This is a genomic window from Planococcus sp. 1R117A (genome assembly GCF_051417975.1).
Taxonomy (GTDB): Bacteria; Bacillota; Bacilli; order Bacillales_A; family Planococcaceae; genus Planococcus; species Planococcus shenhongbingii.
Window position 1 is genome coordinate 237,621 of sequence record NZ_JBPRLO010000001.1, and the last position, 12,387, is coordinate 250,007.

Annotated in this window: 13 protein-coding genes; all 13 read right to left on the reverse strand. The window is 35.4% G+C overall.

What is annotated here, in order from left to right; translation table 11 throughout:
• Positions 1–166 precede the first annotated feature (166 nt).
• A complete protein-coding gene (locus ACSFXN_RS01035; protein ID WP_437148349.1) occupies positions 167–592 on the reverse strand; it encodes an OsmC family protein in 426 nt (141 codons plus the stop codon).
• Between the two features lie 93 nt (positions 593–685).
• On the reverse strand, positions 686–1,423 hold the full coding sequence (locus tag ACSFXN_RS01040) for an amino acid ABC transporter ATP-binding protein (protein WP_301855140.1): 738 nt from the start codon (positions 1,421–1,423) through the stop codon (positions 686–688).
• A gap of 14 nt (positions 1,424–1,437) precedes the next feature.
• Complete coding sequence (locus ACSFXN_RS01045; RefSeq protein WP_437148350.1) at positions 1,438–2,082, reverse strand: amino acid ABC transporter permease; 645 nt, start codon at positions 2,080–2,082, stop codon at positions 1,438–1,440.
• Between the two features lie 18 nt (positions 2,083–2,100).
• Positions 2,101–2,931, reverse strand: coding sequence for a transporter substrate-binding domain-containing protein (locus tag ACSFXN_RS01050; protein WP_437148351.1), 831 nt, complete (start codon positions 2,929–2,931; stop codon positions 2,101–2,103).
• A 19-nt stretch (positions 2,932–2,950) separates the two neighbouring features.
• On the reverse strand, positions 2,951–3,565 hold the full coding sequence (locus ACSFXN_RS01055; RefSeq protein WP_437148353.1) for a TetR/AcrR family transcriptional regulator: 615 nt from the start codon (positions 3,563–3,565) through the stop codon (positions 2,951–2,953).
• Between the two features lie 124 nt (positions 3,566–3,689).
• Positions 3,690–3,911, reverse strand: coding sequence for a hypothetical protein (locus tag ACSFXN_RS01060; RefSeq protein ID WP_437148354.1), 222 nt, complete (start codon positions 3,909–3,911; stop codon positions 3,690–3,692).
• Positions 3,912–4,205: 294 nt separating this feature from the next.
• Positions 4,206–5,204, reverse strand: a complete 999-nt coding sequence (locus ACSFXN_RS01065; RefSeq protein ID WP_437148355.1) for a hypothetical protein — start codon at positions 5,202–5,204, stop codon at positions 4,206–4,208.
• Between the two features lie 902 nt (positions 5,205–6,106).
• Positions 6,107–7,126, reverse strand: coding sequence for a dTDP-glucose 4,6-dehydratase (gene rfbB / locus ACSFXN_RS01070; RefSeq protein ID WP_437149139.1), 1,020 nt, complete (start codon positions 7,124–7,126; stop codon positions 6,107–6,109).
• Positions 7,117–8,016 (reverse strand): glucose-1-phosphate thymidylyltransferase RfbA, encoded by a 900-nt coding sequence (gene rfbA, locus ACSFXN_RS01075; RefSeq protein ID WP_437148356.1) that lies wholly within the window; start codon positions 8,014–8,016, stop codon positions 7,117–7,119. The genes rfbB and rfbA overlap by 10 nt, the downstream gene beginning before the upstream one ends.
• Entirely contained in the window at positions 8,016–9,446 is a 1,431-nt protein-coding gene (locus tag ACSFXN_RS01080; RefSeq protein WP_437148357.1) for a lipopolysaccharide biosynthesis protein, read from the reverse strand. The genes rfbA and ACSFXN_RS01080 overlap by 1 nt, the downstream gene beginning before the upstream one ends.
• 4 nt (positions 9,447–9,450) lie before the next feature.
• Complete coding sequence (locus ACSFXN_RS01085; RefSeq protein ID WP_437148358.1) at positions 9,451–10,557, reverse strand: DegT/DnrJ/EryC1/StrS family aminotransferase; 1,107 nt, start codon at positions 10,555–10,557, stop codon at positions 9,451–9,453.
• Between the two features lie 24 nt (positions 10,558–10,581).
• A complete protein-coding gene (locus tag ACSFXN_RS01090; RefSeq protein WP_437148359.1) occupies positions 10,582–11,229 on the reverse strand; it encodes an acetyltransferase in 648 nt (215 codons plus the stop codon).
• Positions 11,230–11,247: 18 nt separating this feature from the next.
• Positions 11,248–12,300, reverse strand: a complete 1,053-nt coding sequence (locus ACSFXN_RS01095) for a TDP-N-acetylfucosamine:lipid II N-acetylfucosaminyltransferase (protein WP_437148360.1) — start codon at positions 12,298–12,300, stop codon at positions 11,248–11,250.
• Between the last annotated feature and the right edge of the window lie 87 nt (positions 12,301–12,387).

Sequence of the window (12,387 nt, forward strand, 5' to 3'; positions counted from 1 at the left end):
GGATTTCGAAGGCGGTCTTTTAAGCATTCATTTCAGTTGAATAACTTAAATTGTGTCATATACAGGGGCGTAATTTAATACGACACAGGTCTAGGTCTTTCATTTTATTCTCTCTGAGAACACAGGGGGCGTGATTCCTGTAGAATAATTTCCTTGGAACGCAATTTCAATAAATATTTTCAGTATTTTCTCCATTCAATATCAGATGGAATGAAATGTCAGCTTTTAAGGAGTCTGAAACAGCACAATACTTTTGTTTCCCTAGATTTATAGCTCTCCAAACCTTCTTGGCATCAATATTGCCATCGATCGCAAAGGTTACAGCAATGGCAGTAAACCCTTTTGGCAATTCTTCTTTTCGAGTTCCATCTGTTTCGATCTCAATTTTAGTGATCGCATCTAGATGCGGTTTTAATATCATCGTTACATCAATTCCGATGCAGCCTGCGACAGATGCCAACAGCATTTCAGTAGGCGTTACACCTTTTCCTTCGCCGCCATATGCTGCAGTAGCATCCATGTTGATCTCATAACCGGAATCGCCTGTTGCCGTGAAAGCTCGCTGCCCATTCCATTTCGTTTGTACTTTCATCGCTTACTTCCTTTCTCGGAACACTCTTCCTTAGCCCGGTTCCATGTTAGCCTTCTGCCCCTATGGTTCACGATCCGGCAGCCTGAAATCGGCCTACATTTTCTTTAAAAACTTTCTCGCTCTCTCTGTTTCTGGCTGTTTGAAAAATGCATCAGGAGTTCCTTGCTCGACAACAATCCCATCATCCATAAAAACGATGCGATCTGCCACTTCTCCGGCAAATTCCATTTCATGCGTGACGATCACCATGGTCATTCCCTCTTCAGCAAGTTCCTTTATAACTGCCAATACTTCTCCGACCAACTCCGGGTCCAGTGCTGATGTCGGTTCGTCAAACAACAGCACTTCGGGTTCAGCCGCCAAAGCACGTGCAATCGCAACCCGCTGCTGTTGGCCGCCGGACAAGCGCGATGGATATACATCCCTTTTTTCAGCCAGTCCCACTCTTGCCAGCAAGGCTTCACCTTTTTCAACAGCCTTTTCTTTCGGCCATTTCCTGACCACCAGCAAAGCTTCTATTACATTTTCCAGTACTGTTTTATGTGGATATAAGTTAAACTGCTGAAAAACCATTCCACTTTGCAGCCGGATCTGACGAATTGCTTTTAATTGCTTTTTCTTGCTGTCGTTCGTGTTCACCTTGGATCCTGCTACTGTCACTTCACCACTGGTCATTTCTTCCAACCCGTTTAAGCATCTCAATAGCGTACTTTTCCCTGACCCGCTTGGCCCAAGAATAGCGACGACTTCGCCGCTGTTCACTTCCAGGTTAATATCTTTAAGCACTTCCAGTTTTTCAAATCTTTTCGACAAATTTTTAATTGTGATCATTTTTCAGCACCAACTTATACATAAATGGATAGTTTCTTTTCCCATCTTTCCAATATGGCGGAAAAGCCTGTACTCATGATCCAATACATGAGTGCAATGGAAAGATAAAATGGCATATAAACATAATACTGGGCGATTAATAGTTGCGCAGATCGCAGCAATTCGGTAACGGTAATGACAGAAACCAATGACGTTTCTTTCAGCATTCCGATAAATGTATTACCTGCGGGAGGAATGGCAATCCGTATCGCCTGCGGAAAGATGATACGTTTCATCGTTTGGAACGGCGTCAAGCCCGATGCGTAAGCCGCCTCCATTTGCCCTTTTGGAATGGCTTGCAGGGCACCGCGCAAGGTTTCTGACAAATAAGCCCCGATGCTTATACTAAGCGCAATAATGCCTGCCGTTAATGGCTCCAGCTTAATGCCATAATCCACAAGCCCGTAATAAATAATAATAATCTGAACCAAGGTCGGGGTCCCTCGAATAATCGACACATAAGCTCTGGCAATCCATCTGATCGGCCGGGGCCCTTTCAGTCTGGCAACTGCAACAATCGCTGCAATGACAGAGCCAAAAAACATGGAAACAATGGTGATCAGGAGCGTGTAATAAGCTCCTTGGAACAAAAATGGCAAATTATCAAGTACAATATCCACTTTTATAATTCCCTTCTTTTATACTTGAGGCTCTTCCCCAAACCATTTCACAAAGATTTCGTTGTAAGTTCCGTCTTCTTTCATCTCTGCTAAAATGCGGTTCAATTCAGTTATGATTTCTTCGTTCCCTTTACGGGCTGCAATACCGGCTTGGTCGGATTTAATCGGTTCACCTACAGCTTTGATTTTAAAACCGTTTTGCTCTACAACTGGTTTGATAGCGTACATATTATTGATTGTTGCATCAACGCGCCCGGCATCGAGATCTTTCAAAGTAGTAATAACGTCATCATAGGTCATGATATTGAATTCACCGACTTCAGGCATAAGTTCTGTACGTAAGTAGGTTTCATCATTTGTGCCTAAGCCGACACCGATATCTTTTCCTTTGAATTCTTCCACTGCCGTAATCGAATCATTATCTTCACTTACAATGACTTTCACTTGGTTGGTGATGTAAGGATCTGAAAAGTCCATTTGTTCTTTTCTTTCATCTGTAATGGTCATTTGACTAATCACCACATCAAATTTTTCCGCTTGCAGCCCTGCAATCATTCCTGAAAATTCCTGGGCAACAAACTCAACCTCTACCCCTAAACGGTCGGCAACTTCTTTGGCGATGTCAGCATCAAATCCGTCCATTTCCTGATTTTCATTCATGAAATTATACGGCCGGTATGTACCCATCAAACCTACTTTCAGTACTCCCTCTTCCTTGATTTGATCCAGCAATACTGTTTTTTCAGTATCCGTCCCCTCTGACCCGGTTTCCGAACCACAAGCAGCCAGCATCAGAGCAAAGACTGCCACCAATACAATCAGTAAAAACGACCTTTTTTTCATCATCATCTTCCTTCCTTTTTTCAAGTTAAATTCCCAGCAATCCAAAAAATTCAAACTGGACAAGCTCTTTGGCCAGTTCTTCTGCAGTTCGGCTTTGCAATCTAGCATGTCCTTGTTGCGGACTAAATAGCCATCTTTCCAGCATTCCTTCTAAAAGGCTCATCAAAAGTGCAGACTGTATCACCGGATCCTTTCGGGGCAGAATTCCCAGTTCAGCTGCTCTTTCTATATTTTTCTGAAAAGCAGTTTCCAGCTTTTTCCGTGTTTCAAAAATGGCAGATTGAACAGATTCCTCTGTTTCCATGCCTTTCAAAAGCAGTTTCATAAAATACTTGTTTTGCTGCGAGAACACAAAGAAATCCTCAAATAATCGTTCTGAAGCTTTTACCACTTCCTGTACAGTTGCCTTTGACTCCCTGTATCCCTGTGAAACGACTTCAATTAAATCGGCTTCTTTGTTGTGGATAATCTCTAAAGCTATAGCCTCTTTGCTTTTGAAGTACCAATAAAATGTGCCTTGAGCGACACCAGCAGCTTTCACGATATCCGATACTTTCGTCTTGTGATAGCCATGATTAGAAAATAGCTCTAAGGCAACCGCTAAAATCTGTTCTCTTCGATCAGAAGCTTGCTCTTGCATAGATATGTAATCCACCTCCTCTTGACTGACTAATCAGTCAGTCGAACATATTCAATTTTATCCGGCATTACAAGTGAAGTCAATAATTTCTATAAGAATGGTCGGAATTAAATTTATTGATCTTTTACCGTGAAAATAAGTGTATATCCACTTGATAACTCACATCCGAAATCGAATCATCAATGGATAAATTGCTATGTATATTCAGACTCAATTGGGACAACTCAACAAAGCAAAGTGAATAGAGGGAATCCATAAAACCATTCGTAGATTCCTCATTCAACACAAAAACCGCCATACGGAATAAATTCAGCTGGCGGTTCTGCACATTTAAATTGACATCCATTGTCTTTCCTATATTATATGTTTTTCTAGCCGTCCCAATTCGTCCCTGTGTACAGAGTAATTATTGAATAATTAGCTGACTGCATGAAAACACAGAGATCGCCTTCGAAATCCGTTGATTTCTTTTAAGGCGGCTTTTGGGCATTTATTTCAGTTGAATAATTTAAATTGTGTCTTACACAGGGGCGCGACACTCTACAGTCCGAAACATTTACGGTTTACGGATGCGGCTTTTTAGCTGTAGAAATGTTGTGTACAAATAGGATGGGGGCGATTTTCTTCATTCAATTACTCTTTAATTTAGCATCTCATAACCTTCTAGATACATGTCTGCTATCGTGTATAGATACTCTTCTGCGATTAAAAATGAAAGATCATCTCTTTCTGTCAAACCTGTGATTATATATCCGTTAGCTCCTCGCTGATGCTCGATTAATTGCATAGTATGGGCGTGAAGTTCTTCGTCTTTATCAGTTGCAGTGATGGCATTCTCTTCATAGACATTTAAAAGTTCATCGAATTCCTTTGTCCATCTAATTAAATCATCAACAATGTTCTGATTTTCGTATCCATCCATTGCTAAAATTTCGAAGTTACTTCCGATTAAATCCAATTGATTTTTAAAAGTCTTATAATACTTATCATTATATTCTTTGAATGATAAGCTGAAGTCGGTTTCAACAGTAGCTTCTTGTACCTCTGTTTTCGCTTCTTCCGTTTCCTTAATATGTACATTCTCTAAAGCTATTTTTCTCTCTTCATCAGTTAATTCAGTTTCAAAATTTAATTCATTTGAGTTTATGTATAGAGTATAGGCTTCATTTACAGATACAGAACTTGTTACTGTACTAACGCTAACGTCTTCAGAACCTTCATATCTCTCACTTACTTCCAGTTTACTTCCACCCAATTCATGGCTGTAGAAGTCCTTGTTTTCATTGACCTCAATGATTACTTCAAAAAAATAAAATCCATCTCCTAACCCCTGTACCATATCATCCGTTATTGGAAATTCGACTCTATTTCCATTTCCACTTTCTATCTCTACTGGTTCAAGTGCGTGAAAGAGATCCCCATTAGGAGTATGTAATGCTACCCCTACTTCCGTGCCTATTGGTATGTTAGTTGAGAAGTCAGCACTCAAAACGCGATTTTGCTTATCATAGCTAAGAGTATTCAAATCTATAGATATTTTCTTATTACCTATAGCAACTTCATTACAAGCTGATAAAAATATAACTGCGATTAAAATAATTCCGATTAATTTATTCTTATGACGTATGGAACTTAACATTTTATTTTCTTCCTCTTTCTTGTGCGAGATTTTTCTAGTTGTAATAATCAATATTGAAGAGCTGGATTTAAAAAGAAACGAAATCTTCTTTAAAAATTAATTAATCCAAAAGGCATGGAGGCAAACTACTTTCCTTTGGAAAAGGCAAAGTGTTTTATAAAGGTAACTATTAATTCTCATATTAACATAATTTACCAAATATTTTTGCGTTCTATACTTTTTTATATTTACCTTCCCTGGTAACTAACACTGATGCTCCAGTCCGAAACACCTGCGGTTCTTGGATACGACTCTCTTAACACACCACTTTCTGTATAAACTGAATTATCTCCTGCACCAAGGATAATTTTGCTCATCAATCTCCTTTCAGAATATGCTCACTATTTGACATTTTAGTATAAAAATAAACATACAATCCAAAGAACTTTATATTCTCGGAATTGTATTTCTTTTTGCATTCGATTGTTTTGTATTATTAGAATCGTTCACAATCACAATTGTTTCTTTCCTTAAGACGCGAATTTGATGTTAGTCGGGCCACGATTCCATTGTTCTTATTCTCCGCAATTAGAGACTCAAAACTTCGTACAAGCGGCTTATTCATTCCGCACTACTCAAGCTACCCCCTTACTTCCAGCGTTCCCCATTTTGTCCCTGTGTACGACACACTTATGACTATTTCCTTTTCGGCTTAAACATGAGAAAGCCGCAGCAGGAAACCGTTACGTTTCCTGGATGCGGCATTTTCTCCATGCAATTTCCGTTAATAAACTAAATATTTCCATACACAGGGGCGCACTGTTCCATGGATGCGGCTTTTTAGCCCTACAATTGTTGTGTATAGACAAAATTGCTTCCAATACAGAGTACAATTTTAAATATTTGAGTTTCAATCTAAATATTTACTTTGAATATTGTTTTTCGAAATAAGTTTGGTATTCTCCTGAAATTATCTTTTCCCACCATTGTTTATTATCAAGATACCATTGGATGGTTTGAGCAACTCCAGTTTCAAACGTATAAGTTGGCTTCCAGCCTAAATTCTCTAGCTTAGTTGGATCAATAGCGTATCGTTTGTCATGTCCCAAGCGGTCTGACACGTATTCTATCAATTCTTCAGATTTATTTAAATTTCCGATAATCGTTTTTACTACTTCTAAATTCGTTCTTTCATTATGGCCACCAATATTATATACGTCTCCATTTACTCCTTCATGCATAACTAAATCAATTGCGCTACAATGATCCAATACATGCAACCAATCACGAATGTTTTTACCATCACCATATACTGGTACTTTTTGATTGTTCAATACACGTGAAATGGTTAAAGGAATCAATTTTTCTGGAAAATGATAAGGACCATAATTATTTGAGCAACGGGTAATGTTAACTGGCAGACCAAAGGTTTCATGATATGCGCGAACTAACAAGTCAGATGAGGCCTTGCTTGCACTGTATGGACTGTTAGGCTGCAATGCAGTATCTTCAGTAAAGAAAGTTGTCGGATCGAATTCAAGATCCCCATAGACTTCGTCTGTTGATACATGTACAAATTTGGTTATGCCATATTGCTTCGCAGCATCCAACAAGACTTGCGTTCCGACAACATTCGTATGTACAAATATTCCTGGATCAGTAATAGATCGATCCACGTGGCTTTCTGCAGCAAAATGAATAACAAAGTCAAATTGATATTCTTCAAATAGCGAGTTAACTTCATCTCTATCAGCAATATCAGCTTTTAAAAATGTATAGTTTTTCTTCTCTTCAATTTCTTCGTGCTTAGTTAAGTCACCGGCATATGTTAACAAATCTAAATTATAGATATCATAGTTCGGATATTTCTCAACCATATATTGAACGAAATTTCCGCCAATAAAACCTGCTCCACCAGTTACTAATATTTTTTTCAAATGGATTCACTGCCTTCGGTAATATAATAATTCTCATTTGCCACATCTAATATGTACTGGCCATATGCAGTTTTCTTTAATGGCTCTGCTAATTTTATAAGGTTATCTTTCGAAATATAGCCTCGTCGAAAAGCAATTTCTTCAATGCAAGCAATATAAAGCCCTTGGCGTTTCTGTATTGCCTCAACAAAGTTTGAAGCTTCTAATAATGATTCATGCGTCCCTGTATCTAACCAGGCTAGCCCACGTCCCATTAGATGAACTTTAAGTTCTCTGTTAAGTAAATATTGTTCTATAACTGATGTTATTTCTATTTCTCCACGTGGAGACGGTTGAACTGATTTTGCTATCTTCACAACATTGTTATCGAAAAAATATAATCCTGGAACTGCAAAAGATGACTTTGGGTTTTCAGGTTTTTCTTCAATTGATATTGCATTTCCACTTGCATCAACTTCGACTACTCCATAAGCTCTTGGATCTTTTACCTGACAACCAAGTATAATCCCACCAGACTTAAGAGTAGCTGCTTCTTTTACACGATTCCCAAAATCTGAGCCATAAAATATATTATCTCCAAGTACTAGTGCAACAGAATTATCTCCGATAAAATCTTCTCCCAATATAAATGCTTCTGCTAATCCATTAGGTTCTTCCTGAACCTTATAAGACAATTCCAACCCTATATCCCTTCCATCGCCAAGCAATTCTTTAAAACACTCAATGTCTCTCGCTGTTGAAATAATTAGGATCTCTCGTATACCTGCTAACATTAATACAGATAGAGGATAATAAATCATCGGTTTATCGTAAACAGGCAGTATTTGCTTTGAAATAGATTTTGTCAATGGATATAAACGAGTTCCTGATCCCCCTGCTAATATAATACCTCTCATTATTCAACACCCTTTTTTCTATTTTTTACTAAACTAATTAAGTCAGATATATCAGCACGATATAGAACCCCTACTAAAACCAATAAAATGATACCCAGTATATAAGTCAAAATATGTTGCGTGTAAAACATACATAACAGGGCATAAAAAACAATACAGCTTATCATTAAATACACCCTTTTCAAACCGTAATCCACTCGATAATACTTTAGAGAAAGATGTGTTCTTAAAATGAAAAATAGTATATATGACAAACCGGTTGAAATAGCCGCTCCAGCAGCAGCATATGTAGGAACTAAAATGAAGTTCCCAATTATATTTGTAATACAAGCGATTCCTGCAACTATAATATGCAACTTCATTTTTTTGTAGAAATTAATTCCGATTACTGTAGTTTCAGACAAAGTGTACATTACTGGCATAAATATTAAAAAAGGCATGATAAGTGCAGCTTCTTTAAATTCAGGACCTAATAATAATATAATCAGGTCTTTAAATAGTATCGTTAATATCGCAATCACAAACATGACAAACCCTACAATTTTACTGGTCTTAGAAAAGAATATTTTATCCTCAGGATGTTTTTCAAAATGTTCATAGCATACAGGTGCCCAGAAAGTTGAAAACGCCGCTTGGACAACACTTAATAATGCTACTATACGAAACGCTGCTGAATACAATCCAAGTTCTTCAAAATCACTCCATTGGCGAAGAGCAACCTTGTCAAATGTTTGAAATAGCCAAGTAATTAAGGTCGTTAAAACTAGCGGATAACTAAATGTTAAGATATCTAATTGAGAATGTTTAACACTTCTTTCCACTTTTCTAAAGGGATTCCAAAAATGTTTCTCAAGAAGTACCGAAACACTTGTAAGAATTATTAATGTAACTCCAAATGAATAGATAAGAATTTCATACTGGTCACCCATCATATAATATAAAATTACTATTAATATGAGATTAAAACATTTGTTTAGTATTTCCATTAATGAAAAAAGATGGCCTTTTTGTTGCATTCTTATAACTAATAAAGAAAAACGGTAAATCACTTGAAAAATAATACTAATTATTAAAACTAAAAAAACAATACTATTATCTTCACCAAATAAAAAAATCATTATATTTTCCTGAAAAATAATTAAGAATACCAATGTAAGGCCAAGCAAGATAAGAGGTATTTTCATAGTATTGAACAGTAATTTTCCGCGTAACTCGCTTACTTCCTCGTAAAAGAAACGAACAAAAGCTTGATCGGTTCCAAATACAATGAAAATCATCAATATGTTTACTGCTAATGTAAACATCGATGCTTTGCCGAAGTCTTCAGGTGATAGTATGCGCGTAGAAACTACTGTAGTAATAACCCCAATAAAAAGGCCAATTCCACTTCCATAAAAATAAGTTAAAAATTTCACGAACAAGTTATTCATTAAATCACGCTTCTTTTAAAGCAACTTCTAGTGAATCACAAATATAATTTACTTCACTACTCGTTAAATTATCATATAGTGGAAGTACTAAAATTGAATCCCCAATTTTTTCTGCAATAGGCACATAAGTCTTATACATCTTATAACATTCGAAATTAGAGCATAAAGGATAAAAGTATTTACGAGAAACTACATTTTGAATTCCCAATTTTTCATGAATATGGTTTCTTATATTTTCTCCATTGCTCTCTTTGATAATAATTGGATAGTAAGCATAATTGTTAATTACACCCTCTTTTTCAGGTGGGATTAGTATGCCACCCATTTTCCCTAATCGTTCATTATAATGATTCACTATTTGTTTTCTTTTTTGAATTTGTTCCCTGATTTTCTTTAAATTAAGTAATCCCATTGAGGCTTGAAATTCATTCATTTTCGCATTGAAACCAATCATATCAACAGTATCTTCATTTTCAATTCCGAAGTTCTTTATCTTTGAAAGATTTTTATTCAGATTAGAATTTTTAAAAACTAAAGCCCCTCCTTCAATAGAATGAAAAACTTTTGTAGCGTGAAAGCTAAACATTGAAATATCACCATAAGATGAGACTGGCTTGCCTTTATAAGTCACTCCAAATGCATGAGCAGCATCATAGATAACTTTTAAATTATATTTATCTGCTAATCTTTGAATAGCTTCGACATTACAAGGTACCCCAAAAACGTGAACTGCTAATATTGCTGATGTTCGCTCATTAATTAATTCTTCAATTTTGCTTGTGTCAATATTGAAATTATCTACTTCTATATCGCAAAATACCGGTTTTAACCCACTCCTTACAATTGCATGAATAGTTGAAGCAAAGGTAAATGGTGTGGTAATTACCTCACCTTCTAAGTCGAGAACTTGAAGTGCAGCCTCGAGTGCAAGATGACCATTTGTAAAAAGAGAGATATTGTCAGCACTTAAATGCTTTTTTAAATCCACTTCAAACTGCTGATGAAGAGGTCCATTATTAGTTAAATGGTGATTTCCCCAAATTAATTTCAAATAGTCTGTGTATTCTTCTAAAGAAGGTAAACTAGGTTTGCTCACATAAATTTTTTTCATTTGTCGTCCTTTCTAAGCTAATTTTTAGTTATGATATTTAATAAGTTTTGCTGGATTACCAACTGCAGTACAATTTTCAGGAATATCTCGAATCACTACAGAGCCTGCTCCAATAATTGAGTTCCTGCCTATCTTAAGTTTTTCAATCATAGTAGCATTTGTTCCGAAATATACTGCTTCACTCAAAATATCATCACCTGAAACTGACGCATTGGGTAAAATAGTAGTGAAATCCATAACAACAGAATCGTGTCCAATAGTCGAATTTACACCAGCTACTACAAAATTTCCTATTGTTATGTTAGTAGTAAGTACTGCTCCTTCACAAATTATACTTCCATAGCCTACCGTAGTAGTTCGAGGTATTTTAACATTTGGATGTATTAATGTAGGAAAATAAATATTATCAACTTCATTAAGCTTTTCTTTAATCTTTTTTTTTGCTTGAGGTAATCCCACTGCAATAACAATAGCTAAACTTTCAAAATCATTAATTATATCTTCAAACTTCATTAAAGGATAACCATTTATTATAATGCCTTTTTCATTTCTGAAATCATCTATAAATCCAATTATCTTCCATTTTCCTCTCCCACTTAAGTTGATTTCTTCAATTAAATGGGCAGTTTCTTTTGCAAATCCACTCGCTCCATATATTACGAGATTCTTCAATGATCACACTTCCTTAGTCTATTTTTCAAATATTTTCTTCCAGACTTCGGCTAAGTAAGATTCCTCAAATACACACGAAATCTTCATTTTATTATTTTGCTTTTCTTTAATTATAAAATCCGAATACTTTAAGTTATTGATATTTAATGCATCCTCTAAATGGATATCAAATTTTTCTATAAAATGATTGCTCATTGAAGTGTCTGAACGTAAAATAACTTTTTTATTTAGATATAAAAGTGCATATATATTTCCAAGTGCTTGTTGTCTATTATTATTAAAAATTGCTATATCTATACTATTCAAGTAATTACTGTATTCAGAAGGTGGCAAAAAATCAATTAGCGGTATGAATTTATCACCAAATATTCTTTCCCCTTCTAAGATTACCTCCTGAGCATATTTTTTATCACCGTAGGATAAAGGTACAAATACTTTTATATTTTCATCTTTAAATCTTTCTAATCTTTTAAATGCCTCTATATGTTTATTAGTTGGATCTGCAGAATTTCCTATCTGGATTGCGAGTGGAGTATTTTGTTCTTTTTTTAATGTAGGAAGAGAATCTAAAAATTTTTTTGTGATCGGATTTATATATGCACCATGATGATATTTGCCTCTAACAGAATACCATTTTTCAGCAAGATCGTAGTCCCCTTTTACTAAAGTGACAATATTTCCAAAACGTTTAATTACAAATCTTCTAATAAATTCTTTACTAATTGTTTTTAATGAATCTTTTCGATTTTTATAAATATATAAATCTTTTCCCCATACTATCCAATTGCATTTTCTTAAAAGCCACGGTTGAAAAAAAAAGAAAATAACAAGTTTCATACTAAATAAAGAATGTATATAAATAGACTCTGCTCTGTATACTTCACTCAAAACATTTATATTACCAAAAAATTTTTTTTCAAAAGACAAGTTTTCATGATTTTTAGTTATATGATTTTGTGATGATATAGTAAAAGATAAAAAACGATGTTCGTTTACGTTAAAATTTTTATTTATAAACTCTATAAATGGTTCAATAAATTTATCTGTACTTACTAAATGTAAGTGTTTCATTATATCCCTCTTTATTCGACAAACCTCTTAGAGATTCTTAATTGAGATTTTAGATTTTCTTTTTAATAGAGTTTTAAAATTCTTTCT

What these genes read in the sequence shown, in the direction of transcription:
- ACSFXN_RS01095 (WP_437148360.1), bottom strand. Translation starts at nt 12,300, where the DNA reads ATGAAACACTTACATTTAGTAAGTACAGATAAATTTATTGAACCATTT.
- ACSFXN_RS01065 (WP_437148355.1), bottom strand. Translation starts at nt 5,204, where the DNA reads ATGTTAAGTTCCATACGTCATAAGAATAAATTAATCGGAATTATTTTA.
- ACSFXN_RS01060 (WP_437148354.1), bottom strand. Translation starts at nt 3,911, where the DNA reads ATGGATGTCAATTTAAATGTGCAGAACCGCCAGCTGAATTTATTCCGT.
- ACSFXN_RS01050 (WP_437148351.1), bottom strand. Translation starts at nt 2,931, where the DNA reads ATGATGATGAAAAAAAGGTCGTTTTTACTGATTGTATTGGTGGCAGTC.
- ACSFXN_RS01085 (WP_437148358.1), bottom strand. Translation starts at nt 10,557, where the DNA reads ATGAAAAAAATTTATGTGAGCAAACCTAGTTTACCTTCTTTAGAAGAA.
- ACSFXN_RS01080 (WP_437148357.1), bottom strand. Translation starts at nt 9,446, where the DNA reads ATGAATAACTTGTTCGTGAAATTTTTAACTTATTTTTATGGAAGTGGA.
- ACSFXN_RS01035 (WP_437148349.1), bottom strand. Translation starts at nt 592, where the DNA reads ATGAAAGTACAAACGAAATGGAATGGGCAGCGAGCTTTCACGGCAACA.
- rfbA (WP_437148356.1), bottom strand. Translation starts at nt 8,016, where the DNA reads ATGAGAGGTATTATATTAGCAGGGGGATCAGGAACTCGTTTATATCCA.
- ACSFXN_RS01040 (WP_301855140.1), bottom strand. Translation starts at nt 1,423, where the DNA reads ATGATCACAATTAAAAATTTGTCGAAAAGATTTGAAAAACTGGAAGTG.
- ACSFXN_RS01055 (WP_437148353.1), bottom strand. Translation starts at nt 3,565, where the DNA reads ATGCAAGAGCAAGCTTCTGATCGAAGAGAACAGATTTTAGCGGTTGCC.